At 31.1% G+C, this 22,194-nt stretch carries 33 protein-coding genes; 8 read left to right on the forward strand and 25 right to left on the reverse strand.

The window, feature by feature from the left end; genetic code table 11:
- Positions 1–48: 48 nt before the first annotated feature.
- From VBY68_RS09035 to uvrA, 25 genes are all read right to left on the reverse strand, one after another.
- Positions 49–759, reverse strand: a complete 711-nt coding sequence (locus VBY68_RS09035) for an LOG family protein (RefSeq protein ID WP_415269528.1) — start codon at positions 757–759, stop codon at positions 49–51.
- A 119-nt stretch (positions 760–878) separates the two neighbouring features.
- Entirely contained in the window at positions 879–1,046 is a 168-nt protein-coding gene (locus tag VBY68_RS09040; protein ID WP_415269529.1) for a hypothetical protein, read from the reverse strand.
- 95 nt (positions 1,047–1,141) lie between these two features.
- The gene (locus VBY68_RS09045; protein WP_415269530.1) at positions 1,142–1,285 is read right to left on the reverse strand and encodes a hypothetical protein; all 144 of its coding nucleotides are present in this window, start codon (positions 1,283–1,285) and stop codon (positions 1,142–1,144) included.
- Between the two features lie 86 nt (positions 1,286–1,371).
- Positions 1,372–1,545 carry a hypothetical protein gene (locus VBY68_RS09050; protein ID WP_415269531.1) on the reverse strand — a complete coding sequence of 58 codons (174 nt, stop codon included), beginning with the start codon at positions 1,543–1,545 and terminating at the stop codon, positions 1,372–1,374.
- A gap of 28 nt (positions 1,546–1,573) precedes the next feature.
- Positions 1,574–1,753: a hypothetical protein gene (locus VBY68_RS09055; protein WP_415269532.1), complete on the reverse strand. Its 180-nt coding sequence runs from the start codon at positions 1,751–1,753 to the stop codon at positions 1,574–1,576.
- Between the two features lie 52 nt (positions 1,754–1,805).
- Positions 1,806–2,021, reverse strand: coding sequence for a hypothetical protein (locus tag VBY68_RS09060; RefSeq protein WP_415269533.1), 216 nt, complete (start codon positions 2,019–2,021; stop codon positions 1,806–1,808).
- Between the two features lie 281 nt (positions 2,022–2,302).
- A complete protein-coding gene (locus tag VBY68_RS09065; RefSeq protein ID WP_415269534.1) occupies positions 2,303–2,521 on the reverse strand; it encodes a hypothetical protein in 219 nt (72 codons plus the stop codon).
- A gap of 17 nt (positions 2,522–2,538) precedes the next feature.
- A complete protein-coding gene (locus VBY68_RS09070) occupies positions 2,539–2,715 on the reverse strand; it encodes a hypothetical protein (RefSeq protein WP_415269535.1) in 177 nt (58 codons plus the stop codon).
- A 17-nt stretch (positions 2,716–2,732) separates the two neighbouring features.
- Positions 2,733–2,912, reverse strand: coding sequence for a hypothetical protein (locus VBY68_RS09075; protein ID WP_415269536.1), 180 nt, complete (start codon positions 2,910–2,912; stop codon positions 2,733–2,735).
- 82 nt (positions 2,913–2,994) lie between these two features.
- Positions 2,995–4,284, reverse strand: a complete 1,290-nt coding sequence (locus VBY68_RS09080) for an HlyD family secretion protein (protein WP_415269537.1) — start codon at positions 4,282–4,284, stop codon at positions 2,995–2,997.
- 118 nt (positions 4,285–4,402) lie between these two features.
- Positions 4,403–4,612, reverse strand: a complete 210-nt coding sequence (locus VBY68_RS09085; protein WP_415269538.1) for a hypothetical protein — start codon at positions 4,610–4,612, stop codon at positions 4,403–4,405.
- A 135-nt stretch (positions 4,613–4,747) separates the two neighbouring features.
- On the reverse strand, positions 4,748–4,939 hold the full coding sequence (locus VBY68_RS09090; RefSeq protein ID WP_415269539.1) for a hypothetical protein: 192 nt from the start codon (positions 4,937–4,939) through the stop codon (positions 4,748–4,750).
- A 52-nt stretch (positions 4,940–4,991) separates the two neighbouring features.
- Complete coding sequence (locus tag VBY68_RS09095; protein WP_415269540.1) at positions 4,992–5,189, reverse strand: hypothetical protein; 198 nt, start codon at positions 5,187–5,189, stop codon at positions 4,992–4,994.
- A gap of 18 nt (positions 5,190–5,207) precedes the next feature.
- The gene (locus VBY68_RS09100; protein WP_415269541.1) at positions 5,208–5,414 is read right to left on the reverse strand and encodes a hypothetical protein; all 207 of its coding nucleotides are present in this window, start codon (positions 5,412–5,414) and stop codon (positions 5,208–5,210) included.
- Positions 5,415–5,426: 12 nt separating this feature from the next.
- Positions 5,427–5,636, reverse strand: coding sequence for a hypothetical protein (locus VBY68_RS09105; protein WP_415269542.1), 210 nt, complete (start codon positions 5,634–5,636; stop codon positions 5,427–5,429).
- Between the two features lie 84 nt (positions 5,637–5,720).
- Positions 5,721–7,907 (reverse strand): peptidase domain-containing ABC transporter, encoded by a 2,187-nt coding sequence (locus VBY68_RS09110; RefSeq protein ID WP_415269543.1) that lies wholly within the window; start codon positions 7,905–7,907, stop codon positions 5,721–5,723.
- A gap of 241 nt (positions 7,908–8,148) precedes the next feature.
- The gene (locus VBY68_RS09115) at positions 8,149–8,343 is read right to left on the reverse strand and encodes a hypothetical protein (protein ID WP_415269544.1); all 195 of its coding nucleotides are present in this window, start codon (positions 8,341–8,343) and stop codon (positions 8,149–8,151) included.
- 61 nt (positions 8,344–8,404) lie between these two features.
- Entirely contained in the window at positions 8,405–8,587 is a 183-nt protein-coding gene (locus VBY68_RS09120) for a hypothetical protein (protein WP_415269545.1), read from the reverse strand.
- Positions 8,588–8,598: 11 nt separating this feature from the next.
- Positions 8,599–8,790, reverse strand: a complete 192-nt coding sequence (locus tag VBY68_RS09125) for a hypothetical protein (RefSeq protein WP_099214058.1) — start codon at positions 8,788–8,790, stop codon at positions 8,599–8,601.
- Between the two features lie 15 nt (positions 8,791–8,805).
- Positions 8,806–8,964, reverse strand: coding sequence for a hypothetical protein (locus VBY68_RS09130; protein ID WP_415269546.1), 159 nt, complete (start codon positions 8,962–8,964; stop codon positions 8,806–8,808).
- A 36-nt stretch (positions 8,965–9,000) separates the two neighbouring features.
- On the reverse strand, positions 9,001–9,207 hold the full coding sequence (locus tag VBY68_RS09135) for a hypothetical protein (protein ID WP_099214059.1): 207 nt from the start codon (positions 9,205–9,207) through the stop codon (positions 9,001–9,003).
- Positions 9,208–9,209: 2 nt separating this feature from the next.
- Entirely contained in the window at positions 9,210–9,368 is a 159-nt protein-coding gene (locus VBY68_RS09140; protein ID WP_164723453.1) for a hypothetical protein, read from the reverse strand.
- 116 nt (positions 9,369–9,484) lie between these two features.
- Positions 9,485–11,083: a vitamin K epoxide reductase family protein gene (locus tag VBY68_RS09145; RefSeq protein ID WP_415269547.1), complete on the reverse strand. Its 1,599-nt coding sequence runs from the start codon at positions 11,081–11,083 to the stop codon at positions 9,485–9,487.
- A 120-nt stretch (positions 11,084–11,203) separates the two neighbouring features.
- Positions 11,204–11,887 carry a response regulator transcription factor gene (locus tag VBY68_RS09150; RefSeq protein ID WP_099214061.1) on the reverse strand — a complete coding sequence of 228 codons (684 nt, stop codon included), beginning with the start codon at positions 11,885–11,887 and terminating at the stop codon, positions 11,204–11,206.
- A gap of 139 nt (positions 11,888–12,026) precedes the next feature.
- Positions 12,027–14,852 (reverse strand): excinuclease ABC subunit UvrA, encoded by a 2,826-nt coding sequence (gene uvrA / locus VBY68_RS09155; RefSeq protein WP_415269548.1) that lies wholly within the window; start codon positions 14,850–14,852, stop codon positions 12,027–12,029.
- Positions 14,853–14,927: 75 nt separating this feature from the next.
- On the opposite strand from uvrA, the gene VBY68_RS09160 reads away from it, so the two are divergent.
- From VBY68_RS09160 to rpsU, 8 genes are all read left to right on the forward strand, one after another.
- Positions 14,928–15,776 carry a class I SAM-dependent methyltransferase gene (locus tag VBY68_RS09160; protein WP_415269549.1) on the forward strand — a complete coding sequence of 283 codons (849 nt, stop codon included), beginning with the start codon at positions 14,928–14,930 and terminating at the stop codon, positions 15,774–15,776.
- Positions 15,776–16,003 (forward strand): PspC family transcriptional regulator, encoded by a 228-nt coding sequence (locus VBY68_RS09165; RefSeq protein WP_099214064.1) that lies wholly within the window; start codon positions 15,776–15,778, stop codon positions 16,001–16,003. Before VBY68_RS09160 ends, VBY68_RS09165 begins: the two co-directional genes overlap by 1 nt.
- Positions 16,000–17,004: a potassium channel family protein gene (locus VBY68_RS09170; protein WP_415269550.1), complete on the forward strand. Its 1,005-nt coding sequence runs from the start codon at positions 16,000–16,002 to the stop codon at positions 17,002–17,004. The genes VBY68_RS09165 and VBY68_RS09170 overlap by 4 nt, the downstream gene beginning before the upstream one ends.
- Positions 17,004–17,903 (forward strand): SDR family oxidoreductase, encoded by a 900-nt coding sequence (locus tag VBY68_RS09175; protein ID WP_415269551.1) that lies wholly within the window; start codon positions 17,004–17,006, stop codon positions 17,901–17,903. Before VBY68_RS09170 ends, VBY68_RS09175 begins: the two co-directional genes overlap by 1 nt.
- An 88-nt stretch (positions 17,904–17,991) precedes the next feature.
- On the forward strand, positions 17,992–19,608 hold the full coding sequence (locus tag VBY68_RS09180; protein WP_415269552.1) for an alanine/glycine:cation symporter family protein: 1,617 nt from the start codon (positions 17,992–17,994) through the stop codon (positions 19,606–19,608).
- Positions 19,609–19,620: 12 nt separating this feature from the next.
- On the forward strand, positions 19,621–20,520 hold the full coding sequence (locus VBY68_RS09185; protein WP_124590948.1) for a helix-hairpin-helix domain-containing protein: 900 nt from the start codon (positions 19,621–19,623) through the stop codon (positions 20,518–20,520).
- 31 nt (positions 20,521–20,551) lie between these two features.
- A complete protein-coding gene (locus VBY68_RS09190) occupies positions 20,552–21,718 on the forward strand; it encodes an acyl-CoA dehydrogenase family protein (protein ID WP_099214069.1) in 1,167 nt (388 codons plus the stop codon).
- 265 nt (positions 21,719–21,983) lie between these two features.
- Positions 21,984–22,181 carry a 30S ribosomal protein S21 gene (gene rpsU / locus VBY68_RS09195; RefSeq protein ID WP_028892869.1) on the forward strand — a complete coding sequence of 66 codons (198 nt, stop codon included), beginning with the start codon at positions 21,984–21,986 and terminating at the stop codon, positions 22,179–22,181.
- Positions 22,182–22,194: the final 13 nt, after the last annotated feature.

Consider the following 22,194-nt stretch of genomic DNA (forward strand, 5'->3'; position numbering starts at 1 on the left):
AATAAAAAAGCTCATTGGAATTCCAATGAGCTTTAAAGATAAATATTTTTAGAAGTTTGGCTTTAGCTGATATTTAGCATAGAATTTATTAAAGTGTTCAACAGCTTCATCAGCAGTATCAACAACTCTAAATAAGTTTAAATCTTTTTCACTAATGTTACCTTTCTCAATTAAGGTATTCTTAATCCAGTCTAATAAACCAGCCCAAAACTTTCTACCAATTAGGACAATAGGAAAGCGACCAATTTTGTTAGTTTGAATTAAAGTAATTGCTTCAAAAAGCTCATCCATTGTACCAAAACCACCAGGCATTACAACAAACCCTTGAGAGTATTTTACAAACATTACTTTACGAACAAAGAAATAATCAAAGTTCAAGTTTTTATCTCTATCAATCCATGGATTGTCGTGTTGTTCAAAAGGGAGGTCTATATTTAAACCTACTGAGGTACCTTTTCCTCTGTGAGCTCCTTTATTACCAGCTTCCATAATACCAGGACCACCGCCAGTAATTACTCCAAAACCACTTTGTGTTAATTTAAAAGCTACTTCTTCTGCTAATTTATAGTGAGGATCATCGGTTTTTGTACGTGCTGATCCAAAAATAGATACACAAGGACCTATTTTACTTAGTTTTTCATAACCTTCTACAAACTCAGACATAATTTTAAATATTGCCCAAGAGTCATTTGTTTTTATCTCGTTCCAAGTTTTTTGCTGTAGTTTTTCTCTAATTTTTCTGTCATCATTCGGACTCATAATTCTTCTACTTTTATATTAAATAACAAATTAAACTGCCAAAATTTGTTTTTTAGCAAGCCTGCTAATTTAGTGTTTTTTTTAAAACAAAAAGCCTCCTATAGGAGGCTTTGTAGAAGTTAATTAATATAATAACAAATGTTGTTTCTGCATAGACCAATGGAATCAGGATAAAGATTACAATGCTCATCAGCTAAGCATTCAAAAAGTTTGGGTTTACCTCCATTAACTTTTTTTTGTTCCGTTTTGTCTAAATTTTTTCCTAAGTTTAAAATTGATTTTTTCATTTTCAAATAATATTTTATTAATTGTTTTTTAGTAACAAACAACTAGAGGGTTAAGTCTAGTTGTTTATTTTTTGTATTCAGTTTTAGTTAAAAGCTTATAAGCAACCGCTTTGCCATCTGTAACAATGACGCTCGATTGGATTCCAATCTAGACAACATCTTGGTATACTACCACCGTTTACTTGTTTTTGGTTAGTTTTATTTAAAACTTTCCCTAAGTTTAAAATTGACTTTTTCATTTTAAAAAAATTAAAATTTGATAAACTCCTTGAACCGTTTAAAGACACTCAAGGTTTGTGTCTATTCTTCGCGAAAGGTTTTGTTTTTAATTTGTTTCTCTTTGACATTGCTCTTCAGTTAAACATAGCCATTCATGTGTTCTTTTTATATAACAAAGAACATAATCGCATTGAGTTCCTTCTTTACTGAAGCCTCCATTAATTTGTTTTTGAATAGTTTTGTTTAAAATTGTTCCTAAGTTTAAGATTGAATTTTTCATAATTTAGGGTTTAGATATAATTGTTGAGTTAGTACCACATACAACGAAATCCGTCACATCTTCCAGCATCACATAAAGTGAAACCTCCAGAAGTAGTTTGACAACATTTATACCCGTCTTGATAGCAACTACGTGCTATACCACCATTAATTTGTTTTTGGTCAGTTTTATTTAAAATTTTACCTAACTTCAAGATTGATTTTTTCATTTTATTTTTTTTAGATTAAATATTTATAGAATGGTTCATAGTTTTCTTATTATTAAGAAAAACAATCATAATTAACGAGTGTCATATTTTGGCACTCCTGTGTTAAGTTATGATAATCTTGACAGGTGCCACAAAGGGTAGCAGGTGTGTTGAGTGGTTCGTCAGAGTAATAGCATCCTCTTGGTGGACATGATTGATTACCTCCGTTAATAACTTTCTGTTGACGCTTATTAAGAGGTTTTCCTAGATTTAAGATTGATTTTTTCATTTTAAAAAGTTTAAAATTTGACAAAATCCTTGAACCGTTTAAAGACACTCAAGGTTTGTGTCTATTCTTCGCGAAAGGTTTTTTACTTTAATTTGTTTCTCTTTGACATTGCTCTTCAGTTAAACATAGCCATATTGATGTGTTCTTTTTATGTAACAAAGAACATAATCACATTGAGTACCTACTTTACTGAAGCCTCTATTAATTTGTTTTTTGAATAGTTTTATTTAAAACTGTTCCTAAGTTTAAAATTTGCTTCTTCATATTAAAATATTTTACAGTTAAGAAGGGGTGTTTTCTTCACAATCAGCGTGAACAAGAACACATTTTTTATGCTCTAAAGGAAGTGCTTGATATTGTGAACATGTACCACAAACCCCATTGTTTACACCATAACATGGAGGACCAGAGTAAGTGTCACAACTAGAAGCTCCTCCGTTAATTTGTTTTTGATCAGCTTTATTTAAGGCTTTTCCTAGGCTTAAGATTGATTTTTTCATAATTCTAAATTTTAATATTAATACCAAATGCACCCAAATCTATCACATCTTCCTGGAGCACATAAGTTACCCCATGAAGTAGATTCACAACACATTACGCCATTTTGGGTACAGCCACGAGCGATACCTCCATTAATTTGCTTTTGGTCAGTTTTATTTAAAGCCTTACCAAGGCTTAAGATTGATTTTTTCATAATTTATTTTTTAGATATTAATACCAAATACAACCATATTGTGTACATCTTCCTGCATCACAGAATTGTCCCCATTGAGTTTGTATACAACATCTGCTTCCGCTTCCAGTACAAGAACCAGATCCGATTCCTCCATTAATTTCTTTTTGATCTGCTTTGTTTAAAGCTTTTCCTAAATTTAAAATTGATTTTTTCATGATTAAAAAATTAAAATATTTAATAATCCTTGAATTATTTAAAGACACTCAAGGTTTGTGTCTATTCTTCGCGAGAGAATTTTTATTTAATAATATTTTTAAGTTGATAGAAAAAACGTTCTATCAAGCGTAAGTCCTCAGTTACTATATCTGCAGCTCCTTTCATTTCTTGCCTAAAGGGGATTTTTTTATTGTATGTAGTTTCTAAATCTTGGGGTAATTCTACATTAACTAAATAATTACCTCCTTCATTAGGGGTTAATGAAATTGATTTGACTTTTCCATTTAATTCTCCGAATTCATCAGAAGGATAGTTTAATAGCTTAATCTGAACTTTTTGACCTTTTTTTATCTTTCCAGAGTTAGCAGCAGGTGCTTCTATTTTGCCGATAAATGAATTTCCTTTGTTAGGAATAATAGTGAATATTAAATCACCCGTATTAACAGTTTGATTTTTATTCCAAAATGATAAGAAGGATACTTTACCATTTATTGAAGAAGTTAAAGCATATTGCTTTTCCCAATCTTTAATAGCTTTTTTTAAGTACAAGAAAGATTGTATGGCTTTCTTTTTAAGGCGTGTATCTTGTTGTGTTTTTTTTATGGAGGTTCCTTCTAAGTTTTTTGTAGAGTTATTGATTAATTCTCTTATTTGTGAAATTGAAGACTCTAAAGTTTTGTATGATCGTTTTGCTTGTAAATACTCTATTTCTTTTTGATCTTTTTCTTTGGCGGAAATAACTCCTTGGCCGAACATTTTTCTACTACGCTCTAAGTCTTTTTCTTTAAACTCTAGCTCTTTTAAGTTTAGTTCTTTTTGTGATAATAAAATTTGTAGTCTACCTCTAGCTTCTATAACAGACATTTGGTTTGCGAAGTTCTCAGATTTAAACGGAGTTAGTTTTTCGTTTAAAACATATTCAGAATAGTCGTTTTCAAACTGAGAGTAGCTAGAAGTTATGTCTCCTAAAATTAAAGGTGGAACTTTATCAACAGGGAAAAAGAATTTTTGTTGATTTACTTCGATTGTATCGACAATACTCTTTAATAGTAAAACATCTTTGTAAGAAGCACTGTTTTCAATTACGGCTAAAACATCACCTTCAGAGACATTTTTACCTTCGCTAGTTAAAAAAGTTTCAAATTGACCTGTTGATTTAGCATAAATTTTTTCAGGAGGAATTGAGGTGGTAACCATTACTTCCGCAGATATAACATCAGGGTATTTTACAAACCATGAAATGAATAACAGCATTATTATTAGTCCAAGTAGTAAAGTATTTCCCCAACGAATCATCCAATTAGGAACATGGGTTAAAATTTCTTGAACTTCTTCACTTCTAATTTCTATATCTTGAGTGTTATTTGGCATTTAAATGGATATAAGTTTCGAATTAGTTTTATAAAATTTAATGAGAATAAATGAATAGTTACGAGTAAATTAACATGCGTCGTAACTATTTTAGTTAGTAGAAAGCTATTGACTTATGTTAATAATTGCTCCTAATAGTAGCACGTCCTCCATTTGCTTGACACTCTCTAATCAAATCATTTGCTTCCGATACAGAATTTACATCACCTCCTCCACTAACAGTACATGTAACAGTGTAGTGAGAAACAGGGGCTATGAACCCTCCATAAACTTCTTTTTGTTCTGAATTTTTTAAAGTTTTTCCTAAGTTCAAAATTTGCTTTTTCATGATTTAAAAGTTTTAAAATAATTTAGTACTTGAACAGCTTAAAGACACTCAAGGTTTGTGTCTGTTCTTCGCGAAATATTTTTTATTCTATATTGTTTTAAGCTTTAAAACTAATTTTTAGAAAGGAGAAGATAATTAAAATCCTCCTGCGCAAGGGTTAAAATGGGGTTCACGAGACCAATAACATTGATTAACACAGGAATACCATATACCATCATTATTTTCACAATCTCTTGAGTTATTATATGGAAGAATTTTACCTCCACTTACTTGTTTTTGCTCAGTTTTATTTAAAGGTGTTCCTAAGTTTAAAATTGATTTTTTCATAATTAAAATATTATTTTGAATTTAAAGTGAGTTTATTTTTTTGATAAAAAAACTACGAATTAGTTTGATTGCAAATTTGTGTGTAATCAGGAACACAGGTGTCTCCTTGTAGTTTACAACAACCTGAACATAAAACACCATAAGGTCCTCCATCTACTATATAGCAACCATTATTGGTAGATCCACCATTTATATTCTGTTGTTCTATTTTACTTAAATTTTTACCTAAGTTTAAAATTGATTTTTTCATAATTAATTATTTATAAGGTTAAGCAGGGCAACATTGTCCGTTTTTGATGATGCCTCTATTGGCTCCCCCCGTACCATTTGGTACAGCACAAATATCTCCTTCTTCACAATCTAAAGCACAAAAAAAGTAGTTTGAACAAGGAAAAACAATTAACTTTCCTCCACTAATTTGTTGTTGCTTAGTTTTATTAAGAGCTCTTCCTAAATTTAATATTGATTTTTTCATATTATTTTGTTTTTAGATGGCACATTCGCAGTAACCTTGGTTATTACATATAGCATCCATATCGCAATCACTGTTATTACTATTATAACACCTAACTCTAGATTGTGATTCTTGATCGCATTCCCCATCTGAATCGCCTACAGGTATACCATATCCTCCAAGTATCTTTTGTTGGCTAGTTTTATTTAAAGCTTCACCTAGGTTAGAAATTGATTTTTTCATTTTAAAATAATTTAAAACTTGATAAAATCCTTGAACATTTAAAGACACTCAAGGTTTGTGTCTATTCTTCGCGAGAGAATATTTTTATTTGCCTAAATCTAGTTGGTTTTTAACTAGATGGTAATAACTTCCTTTTAATTTGATTAGTTCTTCGTGACTTCCTTTCTCTATGATTTTTCCTTTTTCAAGCACTACTATTTGATGCGCATTTTTAACAGTACTTAATCGGTGTGCAATTACCACAGCTGTCTTGTCAGCAAAAAATTCATTAAGCTTACCCATAATAACCTTTTCATTATTGGCGTCTAATGCACTAGTAGCTTCATCAAAGAATAAAAATTTAGGGTTTTTATAGACAGATCTAGCAATCAGTAATCGTTGTTTTTGACCTGTACTCAATCCGTTACCTTCACTACCAATTTTTGTGTTGTAGCCTAAAGGCAAGCCTTCAATATAATCTCCAATGTTTGCTACATCGATTGCATGAGCTAATTTTTCTTTATCGACATAATCTTCTCCTACAGCTATGTTTTTAGCTATGGAATCATTAAAGATGTAACCTTCTTGCATTACAACTCCGCAATTCCTTCTCCATTCCTTTTGTGAAACATTTTTTAAGCTAAAGTTGTTGATCATTATATCACCTTGATCAACTTGATAGAAGCCAAGTAGTAATTTCATTAAAGTGGTTTTACCACTACCACTGACACCTACTATTGCCGTTGTTTTATTAGCAGGGATTTCAAGTGATAAATCTTTTAAAACAGGTTCTAAACCACCAGTGTATCTAAATGAAATATTATTTAATTTTATAGATGCATTTTCAGGGATGGCAGTTACTTTTTCATCACTAGGCTTTTCTTCATCTTCCATGTTATGTATTTCACCTAGTCTATCTAAAGAGATTTGTGCATCTTGTATGTCTCTCATAAAATTTATTAACTGTGTAATAGGTCCATTTAATTGACCAACTATATAGCTAATAGCCATCATCATACCTAAAGTAATTTGTCCATCTATAACTAGCTTTGCCGAAAGTATAGTAATGAACATGTTTTTAAGCTCATTAATAAAATTTGACCCCACACTTTGAGTCTGTTCTAAAGCAAGGCTTTTGGTCGCTACTTTAAATAAACGAGCTTGAACGTACTCCCAATTCCAACGCATGCGTCTCTCAGCATTGTGGAGTTTAATTTCTTGCATTCCATTAATAAGCTCAATAACCTTACTTTGTTCTTGACTTACTTGAGAAAAACGCTTGTAATCAAGCTCTTTTCGTTTTTTAAAGAAGAACAATACCCATCCAAAATATAGTACGCTTCCTAATACAAAAACTCCAAATATCTGTAAACTATAATAACCTAAAACTAAGCTGAAAATTATAAGATTAAAAAAAGAAAATAACACAGTTAAAGAGGAGGTGGTCAAAATTCTTTCGATACGCTTATGGTCATTTATTCTTTGTAATAAATCTCCAGTCATTCTTACATCAAAGTAAGAGATAGGTAGTTTCATTAGCTTGATAAAAAAGTCAGAAATTAAAGAAATATTAATACGTGTACTAAGGTGTAGTAAAATCCAACTTCGAATAATTTCTAGAGAAGCTTTTCCTATAAAAAGGAATAGCTGAGCAAATAAGATAAGGTATACAAAATTTAAATCTTGATTTTTGATACCTACATCAACCACACTTTGAGTTAAGAAAGGTAGTATTAACTGTAGCAAACTCCCTGCTAGAAGCCCTATTATTAATTGGGCTATAAACTTCTTGTATTTGTATAGGTATTTGAAAATAAATGAGAATCCAAACTTCTCATCTTCTTCAAACTCTTCTTGATAAAATTTAGGAGTAGGTTCAACTAATAAGGCAATTCCTTCCTCTGTATTTTCGTCAGCATTGTTACCAATCCAGTGTTGGATAAACTCTTCTTTAGTAAAAGTAATGAGTCCATGAGCAGGATCAGAGATATAAACAACATCTTTTTTTATTTTGTAGAGAACCACGTAATGGTTTTTGTTCCAGTGAACAATACAAGGAAAAGGGGCTTCTTTTAGTTTGTTGAAAGCTAATTTTATACCTAAAGACTTAAAGCCTATAGATTCAACAGCTTCACTTAAACCCAGTAAACTACTACCTTCTCGAGTAGTTTCACTAAGCTTTCTTAATTGTTGTGTGTTAATAGTTTTACCATAGTGTTTAGCTATGATTTTTATACAAGTAGGCCCACAATCTTTAGCCTCAGTTTGTTTGTAATTTGGGAATTTTTTCAAGTTTAATTTTGGTATAAGATATAACTAGGCTAAAAATATACAGTTTCTAACCTAGTTATTAAAAAATTTCTAAGAATAATATAGATAAAAAACACTTGTGTTATATATGTTTCACTGAAATAATAATTACCTTTTTTTTATCCTCAAGAAGGGTAGTATGATAAAATATAGCTCAGTAATTTAATATTATTCTTTTTTATCCTTGCCTTAATTTAAAGTTTTGAGTTTATTAATTATTAAGTTATAGGTAAGGAGCAGGGCATTCAGGAGTGCCATAGCAACAATTATATTGGTCTGTCCAACAGCATCTTTCAATAGGATTCCAGTAATAGTCTTTGTCTGTTCTACATCCTCCTGGTATTTCTTTACCTCCGTTTATCTGTTTTTGGTTGTTTTTGTTTAGAGCTTTTCCCAAGCTCAGAATTTGTTTTTTCATAATTGTTTGTTTTATGAGAAATTAATTTTTATTGGTAATTCTGTTTTATAGAGTTTAAAGTCTATTGACTACGACACCAGCCGTTATTGAAATAGTCATCTGTTCTACATAACATTTGAGAGTAGCAACAACCAAATCCACCAGGGCAACCTTGATGGTTTTCACAAAGTATTGCACCACCATTAATTAATTTTTGCTCTATTTTATTTAGAGATTTCCCTAAACTTAATATCGTTTTTTTCATAATTAGTTTAGTTAAATTATACTTCCATCACATAAATACCCTGTGTTTCCTTGATCACCAAATAACTGGCACCAACCAGCAGTATTACAGCAATATCCACTTCCACATTGGTAATGACTGTCGCATTGCTCTTTACCTCCGTTAATTTGAGCTTGTTCCGCTTTTTTTAAAGCTATACCTAAATTTAGAATTTGTTTTTTCATTTTGATGTTTTTTATCTATAAAGATCCGAAGGCACAATATAATTCAGCACAGTGATCACCATAATCCTCACATACTCGGTCTTTGTTTGTATCACACATCTTCCTACCTCCATTAATTTGGATTTGTTGTGCTTTATTTAAAGTTTTTCCTAAGTTTAAAATTGATTTTTTCATAATTTAATACTTTTTGTTAATAAAGAAGTTAGTTGATTATTCTGGGAAATTTGGACACTCCATTGCAGGACAATTACCTGTAGGGTAATTAGGGGCTGATACAAGGAAACACATATTGCTACAGCAATGAGAGTTAAACCCACAATCTGAATCACATTGACAAAATCTTGGAGCTCCTCCTTTAACTTGCTTTTGTTCAGTCTTGTTTAAAAGCTTACCTATGTTTAAAATTTGCTTTTTCATAACTATTCAAGTATTAGTCTGCAGTAAGTTTCAGCACATTGCCAACCATAGTATTCACATACACGATCTCTGTTAGAGTCACATTGCATTCTACCTCCGTTAATTTGAGCTTGTTCCGCTTTTTTTAAAGCTTTACCTAAATTTAGAATTTGTTTTTTCATAATTAAAATATTAAGGTTACTTTTGCGGCGAACATTTAAAGACACTCACCAATGTGTCTATTCTTCGCGAGAGAATTTTGTTCAAAACGCAAAGCCCTTTTTAGGGCTTTGTTTTTTTAAGCTGTTTTTAATGAAACATTAGAAGTTTGAGAGTTTTCTTCTAAATCTTCAATAAATAATATTAAATCAGTTCTGTTATATTCTTTAGGGAATGATCTCCCGTTTACTAAAATTTCTGGAGTAAAATTGATAGCATTTTTTGTACACCAATCTTTTTCTTTTTCGAGTTCTGAAATATAAGCTTCTTTGTTAGTACACTCACCCCATTTTTTTAACCAAGCAGCAGGCTTTTGTCCCTCATAAATGGCATCCATAGCTAAGAGGCATTCCTTATCTCCTTTAGTATTATAAATCTCTATGAGTCTACTAGTAATTTTAACAACATCACTATCCTTATTTTCTACACTTATATTAAACCTTACTTTAATTTTTACATTGTTATGATACCTTTTTATAATTTCATCAACATGAGCATGAACAGGTTTACAGTGTCCACAAAAAGGATTAGTAACTATTGTTATTTCAAGATTAGAGTTTGGGTTACCAAAAACGATTTCTTTGCTACCGGTTAACTGAGTATCAAGTTGAGGCGACTTTTGTAAAAGGCTATCAAATAGCGCGTAGTTTCTTTTAAATTTAACACTTGCTATTTTTTCTTTTTTAAGCTCTTGTACTTCAGTAAACAAAGGTTTTATATAGCTCCAAGTTAACCAAGTAAAAGAAGCAACAAGGCCTAAAGTAACAAAATCACTAAGTATAAAAGTATTAATGTAATTACTTGTTAATATAGGAGCTAATGCTTGTAGCCAAAGTACTCCAACTATGCTTAAACATAAAAGGCACCATTTTTTTACTACTACATATTGATAATATAATGAGTAGAGAGTAACAGGTATAGCTAGTAAACTAATAGTATATGAAATTGTAGGGTTAGAGATTTGAGTAAAAGTTAAAAGAGATAATCCAATAAAATAAAGCATACTAAAGTCGCTTAATTTATACCCTTTTAAAATTTCCGCTCCTTTTGAAGTTAATACAGCGTCACAATCTTTTTTATCATCGGCTCCAGAACAAAAGGCATCACCAATTGATGTTTTCAATCCAAGCTCTTGTTTTATAATTGCAACACTAATAACAGCTCCAGTAATTGATAGTAGGAAATAAAAAGTGTTATACCACGAAGTTGAATTGTTAAAAACAAAAAATAAAGCAAAAACAGCAAGTAGAGAGAAACCAATAGTTTTTACTAGTTTGGAGTTGTTTTTAGAAGCTTGATAATCCTCAGTTTCTTCAACAGCAACAATAATTCCTGTAAATTTATTTAGAAATTCACCTTCTGTTAGTTTTGATTTTTTGTTTTCAGAATCATAAATTATGTAATCTAAATTTTTCCTTTCTACCACAATTAAATCTTGACCATGGTCTCCATTTATTTGAGCTATAAAGCAGTCGGGTAGTTGAGAAAGAGTTTCTGAGTTAACAGGAACATCAGCAGCAACATTTTCAATATTAAAATGATCTAACACTCCTGTAATTGCATGTAAACTAGGGTAAGAAGGATGGCTTTGAATTTGAAAAGCTAATTCTTCTTTGTCAAAAGAAATACTATTTTTCTTAAGTAATTTTTGTACTAAATTGATTAATGTGTCTTTCAAAAGTAAATAAGTTTTTTAAGGATAGCTATTTTTAATCTTCCCAAAGCTATATGTTGATAATTGTTTTTTTGTAAAAAAAACCATAAAAAAAGTATGGAAAAACCGTAGTTTTTTATTTTTTTAAATGAATCCTTTTTCTTTGGCTACTAATATTAACTCTCTGTCTCCTTTAGCTTTAACATTGAATATTTTCTTTAAATGTCGTTTTCGTTTTTCAATACTAGCTGCAGAAAGTGGTATGTAATTAGGCATGTCTTTCATTTTAGAACCTAATGAAAGTTCATATAGAATTTGTCGGTCTATTGAATCAATAGAGAAGTTATTAGAAACTTCTTTTCTCAAAAGGCTTAAAACAGTTTTACTATAATAAGGAATATTGTTTGTCACATTCTTTATAGCGTTTTTTAACTCTTTTGAAGTTAAATCACTTTTAACAAGAAAACCTTCAGGATTTAAGCTTTTAAATATATTGTGAATTCTATAGTTGTCATTACAATCAGTTGAAACAATAAGCTTTGTACTTGGTAGTAATTTCCTGATTAAAAGGCCTAAATCTTCACCGGATAAAATTTTTCTGTTCTTAGCAGGTGAAAGTTTTAAATCTAAAACAACAAAGTTTAGAGAGGTTTCTTTTTCAATTGTCTTTTTTATAATATCGTAAGCTCCATTACAATTGTATGTAATGTCCGTGTTAAAATTAAAATTTGGGTTTAATCTAGCTATTTTAGATATTATATTCTTATACGTTTCGCAAATAAGCGGGCAATTATCTGCTAATAAGGCAGATTGTTTTTCTTTTCTCATGTTTAAATAATTTCGGGGGGAATACTATTTAATTGATTCTTTTATTCAAAAAATCAGCTCATAAATTTATATAAACTAATTTAAAATCAAAAAAAATATGTATAAAATAAATTATCTATTAATGAGAAATGTTGTAATTTTATTTTTTTAACTCTTTTTTTAGGAATTTCGCAGTGTAGCTTTTTTTGTGTTCAGAAACCTCTTCAGGAGTCCCAAAAGTCAGTACTTTACCGCCTTTTTTACCACCTTCCATACCTATATCTATAATATAATCGGCTAGTTTGATAACATCTAAATTATGCTCAATTATTAAGACAGTATTTCCTTTATCTGCTAGTTTATTTAAAACATCCATTAATACACGAATGTCTTCAAAATGAAGACCAGTAGTTGGTTCATCTAAAATATAAAAAGTATTTCCAGTATCTCTTTTTGAAAGCTCTGAAGCTAATTTAATACGTTGTGCTTCACCACCAGAGAGAGTAGTAGATTGTTGTCCGAGTGTAATATAACCTAAGCCAACATCTTTAATTGTTTTTAGTTTTCTGTATATCTTAGGGATATGCTCAAAAAATGCTGTAGCTTCATTAATTGTCATTTCTAAAATATCAGAAATAGATTTTCCTTTATAGCGAATTTCTAATGTTTCTCGATTAAAACGTTTTCCTTGACAGGTTTCGCATTCTACATGAACATCTGGTAAGAAATTCATTTCAATAACACGAACACCACCTCCTTGACAAGTTTCACAGCGTCCTCCTTTTACATTAAAACTAAAACGGCCTGGTTTATAACCTCGAATTGAAGCTTCTGGAGTTTTTGCAAATAAACTTCGTATTTCGCTAAACACTCCAGTATAAGTAGCGGGGTTTGAACGAGGAGTTCTACCAATAGGAGATTGATCAATATCAATTACTTTATCAATATGCTCTAAACCTTCAATTTTTTTATAAGGCATTGGTTTTTTTACTGCTCGATAAATATGAGTATTTAAAATAGGGTAGAGGGTTTCATTAATTAAAGTAGATTTACCACTACCTGAAACACCAGTAACACAAATCATTTTACCTAAAGGAAACTCAATAGAAACATTTTTTAAGTTGTTTCCAGAAGCACCTTTTAAAGAAATTGTTTTTCCGTTTCCTTCACGACGTTTTTTAGGAACTTCAATTACTTTTCTTCCAGATAAATAATCAGCAGTAAGGGTATCATGACTTTTTAAATCGTCAAAATTACCTTCACTAACAATTTCTCCACCATGTCGGCCAGCGCCCGGGCCAATATCTAGGACAAAGTCAGCGTTTTTAATCATGTCTTCATCGTGTTCAACCACTAAAACAGAATTACCAACATCACGAAGTTTGATTAGAGAATCAATTAATTTTTGGTTATCGCGTTGATGTAAGCCAATACTAGGTTCATCTAAAATATATAAAACACCAACTAGCTGTGAACCTATTTGTGTTGCAAGTCGGATACGTTGTGCTTCTCCACCAGATAGTGATTTTGATGTACGGTCTAATGTTAAATAATCTAGTCCTACATCTAACAAAAACTGAATTCGAGTGCGTATTTCTTTTAAAATTTCAGCGGCAATAGTTAATTGTTTTTCTGATAGTTTTTTATCTACATTCTTGAACCAATTAGCTAATTCTAGCACATCCATTTGCGCTAAGTCACTAATATTTTTATCGGTAATTTTAAAATGAAGTGCTTCTTTTTTTAAGCGCTTTCCATCACAGGAAGAACAAGAAACTTCATCCATAAAACCTTTAGCCCAACGTTTTATGGAAGTGCTTTCTGAGTTTTTGTATTGATTTTCAATAAAGGCAATGATTCCTTCAAAATCAATTTCATAATTTCTGGTAACACCAGCAGTTTTTGATTGTATTTCAAACTTTTCTTTTCCACCATGAAGAATAATTTCTATAGCTTCTTTTGGAATACTTTTAATAGGGTCGGTTAACTTAAAACTATAGCGTTCAGCAATAGTTTGAAGTTGTTTGAAAATCCAACTATTTTTTTGTTCGCCTAGTGGAGCAATTCCTCCATTTTTAATAGAAATACTACTGTCTGGAATTACTTTTTGATGATTTATTTCATTTGTAATTCCTAGTCCATTACACTGAGAGCAAGCCCCTTTTGGTGAATTGAAAGAGAAAGTATTTGGTTCTGGATTAGGGTAGGCAATCCCTGTTGTAGGACACATTAATTCACGGCTAAAATAACGTGGTTTTTCATCATCAACATCAATCACCATTAAGATATTGTCGCCAGTGTATAAAGCAGTTTTTATAGTTTCTTCTAAACGTTTTTCTGCGGTGTTATTTACAACTAAACGATCAATAACCATTTCTATATCGTGTGTTTTATAACGATCGAGTTTCATGCCTTTTTCAATCTCACGAATTTCACCATCCACACGAACACGAACAAAACCTTGTTTAGAAATCTGTTCGAATAATTCACGATAATGTCCTTTTCTCGATTTAATTAAAGGTGCAAGAATAGCAATGCGCTTTCCGTCAAAATCCTTTAAGATTAAATTTCTGATTTGTTCGTCAGAATAGCTAACCATTTTCTCGCCTGTGTTGTATGAGTAAGCATCTGCTGCTCGAGAAAATAATAAACGGAGAAAATCATAAATTTCAGTAATAGTACCTACTGTAGAACGTGGACTTTTATTGGTGGTTTTTTGTTCAATAGAAATTACAGGAGAAAGTCCGTCGATTTTATCAACATCAGGACGCTCCAATCCACCTAAAAATTGACGAGCATAAGCAGAAAACGTTTCAATATAACGACGTTGTCCCTCAGCATAAATGGTGTCAAAAGCCAAAGAAGATTTTCCACTTCCACTTAAACCAGTAATAACAACTAGTTTTTCACGAGGAATTTTAACATCAATGTTTTTTAAATTATGAGCGCGTGCTCCGTAAACTTCTATGTATTCTTGTTCTTTCAAAGTGAGGATTTTACCAAAAACAGCAAAGTTACCAAAACCAAATTTATTTTGAAGTAACCATTGTTAACAAATAAGTTGAAAATAGTATCTTGCGTATTAATGAGTGGTTTAGGAATAGAAATACATGAAACAGCGTTTGTTACATCAACATTTAGGTCTTTAAATGCTGAGCTAAGTAGAGATGTATATGCGAGACTTTGGAGTAACTCTCGGACAGACGAGTTAGTGAAAAAATATCTTAATAACGTTTGTGAAGAAGAAGTTTCAGCTCATTGTTTAAGAAATAGGTTTTTTCTAGAGGAGATAGAAAGGTTAAAACCAGCCGTAGTTATTAATTTTGGATCTGGTTTTAGCATGTATCCGTTTTTGTTGGATAAAAGTATAATTAATATTGAAATTGATAAGGAAGAAATTATTAGTTATAAGGAAGAGAGAGTAAATGAATTTCAAAAGAATGGAGAATTACCTAATAGAACAATTCATTTTATAGGGGTTGATTTTAGCAAGGATTATGTAGGGACTTTGCTAGAAAAAATAAAACGAATCAAGAAAAATAAAACCTCATTTGTTTTAATAGAAGGAGTATTGTTCTTTTTATCAAGAAAAGATACCGATAAGCTTTTTGATTTCTTCTCGATGTTACAAAGAAAAGGAGATTATATAGGAAGTGCTTCATTTCAAAAAGATTTAAAAAAATCTAAAGGGTTTAAAAAATTACTCGATTTTTGTAATAAAGAAATGGTGAAAACTGAAGCATCAGATTGGCAGACAATAGAAGATGATTTTTATAGAACGAATAAGAACTATGAATTATTAAATCATCAAGATTATTTTAGTCTTTCAGAAAAATATAATAATGAAGTGAAGTTAGAAAAAGATTTAATTTTAAATGAGAATTTTTATATCTTGAAAAAAATAGTGTAATGAAATTTATACATTCTGTACGACATTTTTTTGAACGACATGGTTTTAACGTGTCTTCTAGGTTTGCAGACCGTTTAGGTATGCGAGCTACCAATGTGCGTTTGTTTTTTATATACATATCGTTTGTAACAGTAGGTTTATCTTTTGGTTTGTATTTAACTATGGCATTTTTACTGAGATTAAAAGATATGATTTACACTAAAAGAACTTCTGTTTTCGATTTATGATAAACACCGTATTTAAGTCAAGGTTATATAAAGCCATAATTTATTCTGTATTGATTGTTTCGATAGGAATGTTAGGTTATATAGTGTTTTTTGGGTATTCTTTAATAGATGCCTTATATATGACAATTATAACCATTAGTACTATTGGTTTCGGAGAGGTACATCCTTTTGGTACAGGAGAGAAAATATTTACTATAGGACTGATAATATCTAGTTTGTTTATTTTTGGTTATGCGGTTTCTTCATTTTCAGAATATTTAATTAGCGGACAATTTTTCCATCAACTAAAAGTAAAAAAAGTGCAAAAAAAAATAGAACAGTTACAAGGACATACCATTGTGTGTGGTTATGGAAGAAATGGTAAACAAGCTATTTCAAAATTAAAAAACTACAAGAAGCAAGTAGTAATAGTTGAAAAGTTTGATGGAATAGTGAGGCAATTAGATGAAAAAGGAGCTTTAACTATTCAAGGAGATGCAACGCTTGACGAAACATTATTGAGAGCAGGTATTATGAATGCTAAGAATTTAATAACTGCTTTACCTTCTGATGCAGATAACTTGTTTGTAGTGTTAACAGCAAAACAATTAAATAAAGATTGTAAAGTAATTAGTAGAGCATCAAAAGAAACTTCATATAGTAAACTAAAAATTGCAGGAGCAGATAATGTGATAATGCCTGATAAGCTAGGAGGTTCACATATGGCGTCTTTAGTAGTAACTCCAGATGTTATTGAGTTTGTTGATAGGTTAACTATAGAAGGAGAAACTACTGCAAATTTAGAAGAAGTAGCTATTAATGGCCTACCTGAAAAATATATTGACAAGACAATTTTAGACTTAGATTTAAGAAAAAAGACAGGATGTACAGTAATTGGATATCGTACTCCAAATAAAGACTATATCATCAATCCAGAAGCATCTGTAAAATTAGAAGCAGGTGGAAATTTAATCGTTTTAGGACGACCAGAGCAAATAGAAACGCTTAGAAGAATTTTTTAATGAAGAAAGTTGTTGTAACTGGAAGTAATGGTTTGCTTGGGCAAACTTTAGTAAACCTTTTATTAGAAGAGAAAGAAAAATACCAAGTAATAGGTTTTTCTAGAGGAGAAAATAGAAGTGGAAGAAGTGATTTTGAATATATATCAATTGATATTACAAATGAAGATTTGATTTATAAAAAACTTTCTGAGTATAAGCCAGATGTAATAGTTAATACAGCTGCAATGACAAATGTTGATGCTTGTGAAACAAATCAAGAGGCTTGTGATGAATTGAATATAGGTGTCGTTCAGTACCTAAAAAATTATGCAGAAGAAAATAATAGTCATTTAATTCATATTTCTACAGATTTTATTTTTGATGGTAAAAACGGTCCATATAAAGAGACTGATGTCCCAAACCCGTTAAGTCATTACGGGATATCAAAACTAAAATCAGAAGAGGTTTTAACAAAATCTACAATAGATTACACTATTTTACGCACCATATTAGTATATGGAAAAGTATACGATATGTCTCGTAGTAATATAGTATTGTGGGTAAAAAAAATGTTGGAAGAGGGAAAAGAAATAACGATTGTAAATGATCAATTTCGTATGCCAACTTATGTCGAAGATTTGGCGTTAGCATGCAAGCTTTCAATTGATAAAAGAGCATTAGGAGTCTTTAATGTGTCGTCGAATACTTTGTTGAGTATTTATGAAATAGCACAACAAATAGCAGAAGTTTTTAAGTTAAATAAAAGCCTAATAAAGCCAATTACTACAGCTACTCTAAGTCAAAGAGCTAAACGCCCAGTAATAACTGGCTTTGATTTAACAAGAACAAAGAAGTATCTAGACTTAAATCCAAAATCATTTCAAGAAGATTTACAAAGATTTAAAGAAAAACTAACGTAAAAACTATATTTAACAACGAAAACTTGTTGTAAGTACATTTTTTTATGATATTGCGGGCTACTAATTCAAAAATCTAATCATACAAATCATGAATAAAAGAATACTGACGTTGCTTTTTACTTTAGCACCAATGTTCACTTTCGCATCCGAAAGTACAACAGAAAAAATAGATTCAATCTTTAAAGATTATACAGGATGGTTTGTTGATGCGATATTTTATGAGATTCCTTTTTCAGAAAACTTTAAAATACCTTGGGTGTTAATCGTTTTAGTAGGTGGTGCGGTGTATTTTACGTTGTATTTTAAGTTTATCAATTTTGTAGGTTTTAAGACTGCAATTCAAGTTGTAAGAGGGAAATATGAAGATATTGAAAAGCATGGGGTAGATACTCTATATGGAGATCAAACTCCTGGAGGAGATATTTTTGAAACCATTCGAGATGATTCAGCAGAAGGTGAGGTATCTCACTTTCAGGCCTTAACAGCAGCACTATCTGCCACAGTAGGTTTAGGAAATATTGCAGGAGTGGCAGTAGCCTTATCAATAGGAGGTCCGGGGGCTACATTTTGGATGATATTAGCAGGGTTGTTAGGGATGGCCTCTAAGTTTGCCGAATGTACTTTAGGGGTTAAGTATAGAGATGTAGATGAAGATGGAGTAGTATATGGAGGTCCAATGTATTATTTAACAAAAGGTCTTAAAGAAAAGGGAGCTGGCAAGTTAGGTAAGGTTTTAGCAGTCTTATTTGCTGTTTTTGTTATAGGAGGCTCTTTCGGGGGAGGAAATATGTTTCAAGCTAATCAAGCTGCAGCTCAATTTACTAAGCTTTTTGATTTGACAGGTTCTAATGCAGGGTTATATTTTGGATTAGTAATGGCTGTTTTAGTAGCAGTAGTAATTATTGGAGGTATTAAAAGAATTGCTTCGGTAACTGAAAAAGTAGTCCCTTTTATGGCTGGTATTTATGTTTTAGCAGCTATGATCATTTTATTTGCAAACTTTACATTGATAGATGATGCTTTTGGGTTAATTTTTGAAGGAGCGTTTTCTGGATTAGGAATCGCGGGAGGTTTAATTGGGGTTATGATTCAAGGTATTCGAAGAGGAGCGTTCTCTAATGAAGCAGGTGTAGGTTCAGCAGCAATTGCACACTCAGCAGTTCGTACCAAGTATCCTGCGAGTGAAGGTATTGTTGCTTTGTTAGAGCCTTTTGTAGATACTGTTGTTATTTGTACCATGACAGCATTGGTAATTATTATTACCAATTTCGATGGTCAGTTTATGCAATACGGAGTTGAAATTAAGGAAGGGGTAGAGATAACCGCAGTAGCTTTCGATTCGGTAATTCCTCATTTTTCAGTTATTTTAACAATTGCAGTAATCCTTTTTGCTTTTTCAACTATGATATCATGGTCTTATTATGGTATGCAAGGTTGGAAGTTTTTATTTGGTAAAGGAAAAATTACAGATTTAGTATATAAAATTTTATTTTTATTCTTTGTAGTTGTTGGAGCGTCTATTAGTTTAGGAGCTGTAATTAATTTTTCAGATGCAATGATTTTTGCAATGGTAGTTCCAAATATTATTGGTGTGGTAATGTTGTCACCAGTAATTAAAAAAGAACTGTCTAAATACATGAATGCAATCAATAAGAAAGAAGAAGCAATAGAAGATGGTGCAGTTGATGTTACAGAACATATGTAAAACACTGAGTCAATGAAAATATTTAAACCCCATTTCTGGTATAACAAACGCCAACGAAATGGGGTTTTCTTTTTACTGTTAACAATAGTTGTTTTACAGGTTGTATATGTTTGTGTAGATTTTTCTTCAGAACGAATATATGATCTAAATAAAAAAGAGTTGATAGCTTTTCAGAACAGTATTGATAGTTTGAAAAGAATTGAACAGGATAATAGGAAACCAAAACTATATCCATTCAATCCAAATTATATAACAGACTTTAAAGGTTATCAATTAGGGATGTCGGTAGAAGAGATTGATAGATTACATAATTATAGAAAACAGGGCAAGTGGATAAACTCAGCTAAAGATTTTAAACAAGTAACAAAAGTATCGGATAGTTTATTAGGTAAAATAGCTCCGTATTTTAAGTTTCCAGATTGGGTTGTAAAAAAAGAAAATCAAAAGAAGAAAAGTGTAATCAAATCAAGTTCAGTTGAAATACATTCGTATAATAAAGAGTATAAAACTTCTACAAACGATATTAATAAAGCTACTCAACAAGATTTAGAGACTATTAGTGGAGTAGGAGAAGTGTTATCCTCTCGAATAGTAAAATATAGAAATAAATTACAAGGATACTCATACTCTAAACAATTATATGAAGTTTGGGGTTTAGATAAAGTTATAGCAGATAGAGTTATGCAAACCTTTGCTGTAATAGAAAAACCAACTATTAAAAAAGTTAATGTAAATACAGCTAAATTTAAAGAGGTGTTGAAAAATCCATATATTAATTATGAGTTATGTAAAAAGATTTTTGAATACCGAGATGAAGTAGCAGAATTACAAGACATATCAGAATTAAGAAATATTAAAGATTTTCCGTTAAATAAATACGATAGAATAATCTTATATTTGGAAGCAAAATAAACAAGCAACAAAATTTAATAAACAAACCACTATGAATAGTATGTACTTTACCGAAGAGCATGAAGCCTTTCGTCAGAGTTTTAGAGATTTTTTACAAAAAGAGGTAGTTCCTCATATAGATAAATGGGAGAAAGAAGGTACGGTAGAGCGTTTTATCTGGAAGAAGTTCGGTGAAATGGGGTACTTTGGTTTAAATCAGCCAGAAGAATATGGAGGATTAGGTTTAGACCTTTTTTATACTGTTATCTTTTTAGAAGAGTTGCAGAAAATAAATTCAGGAGGTTTTGCAGCGAACATGTGGGCACACGCATATTTAGCAATGACTCATGTTAATAAAGAAGGAGACGATCGAATTAAAAGAGAATACCTAACACCAAGTATTGAAGGAGATAAGATAGGGTGTTTATGTATCACAGAACCTTTTGGAGGAAGTGATGTAGCAGGAATGCGTACTACAGCAATAAAAAAAGGAGACACTTATGTAGTTAACGGATCAAAAACCTTTATTACAAACGGAGTGTATTCTGATTATCTAGTAGTGGCAGCCAAAACAAATCCAGAAGATAAACATAAAGGAATGAGTATTTTTATTGTTGATAGAGATACTCCAGGGATATCATCGACCAAGTTAGATAAATTAGGTTGGAGAGCTTCAGATACTGCTGAAATAGCATTTGATAATGTAGTGATACCTGCTGAAAACTTAATGGGAGAAGAAGGGAAAGGATTTCCCTATATTATGCAACACTTTGCATTAGAGCGTTTGGTTATGGGAATTAATGCTCATGCACGTGCTGAATATGCTGTAGATTATGTAGTACAATATATGAGTGAACGTGAAGCTTTTGGGAAAACATTAGATAAATTTCAAGCCTTACGCCATAAAGTAGCGGAAATGGCAAGTAGAGTAGATATGTGTAGAGAATACAACTATTCTATAGCAAAACGTTTAAACGATGGTATTTATGTAGTAAAAGAAGCTAGTATGAGTAAATTACTATCAACTAAAATGGCAGATGAGGTTATATATGATGCTTTACAACTGTTAGGAGGGTATGGGTATATGGAAGAATATCCAATGGCACGTTTATTAAGAGATAGCCGATTAGGTCCAATTGGAGGAGGAACCTCTGAAATATTAAAAGAGATTATTGCAAAAATGGTGATTGATAAGAAGGAGTATAGACCAGCTACATAATATTTCCATATTTGCAAAAATGATTATTGATAAAAAAAGAGTAAATACAGCAACATAGTCTGTTGATGAAAGAAAAATCCTGCAAATGCAGGATTTTTTATTTCAACTGTTTTTTAACTAAAAAGAGGAAAAATAATTTTATTTTAAAGAATACTTTGTATCTTTGCCGTCCAAAATCAAATAAAATAATATAAATAGCTGATATACTGTTTGTTGTCAGTTTTTAAAAAGATATAGATTCTACGATGAAAGGAGGTGCAAAAATATGTTAATCATTCCAGTTAAAGAAGGAGAGAATATCGATAGAGCGTTAAAACGTTATAAGCGTAAATTTGATCGTACAAAAACGATGAAGCAATTACGTAACAGAAAGCAATTTACTAAGCCATCTGTAGCAAAACGTGCTCAAATGATTAAAGCATCTTACGTTCAGAGATTAAGAACTCAAGAAGAAGTAGGATAGTAATAATCCTAAA

Origin of the sequence: Tenacibaculum ascidiaceicola, from assembly GCF_047470925.1 — a bacterium.
GTDB classification, from domain to species: Bacteria; Bacteroidota; Bacteroidia; order Flavobacteriales; family Flavobacteriaceae; genus Polaribacter; species Polaribacter discolor.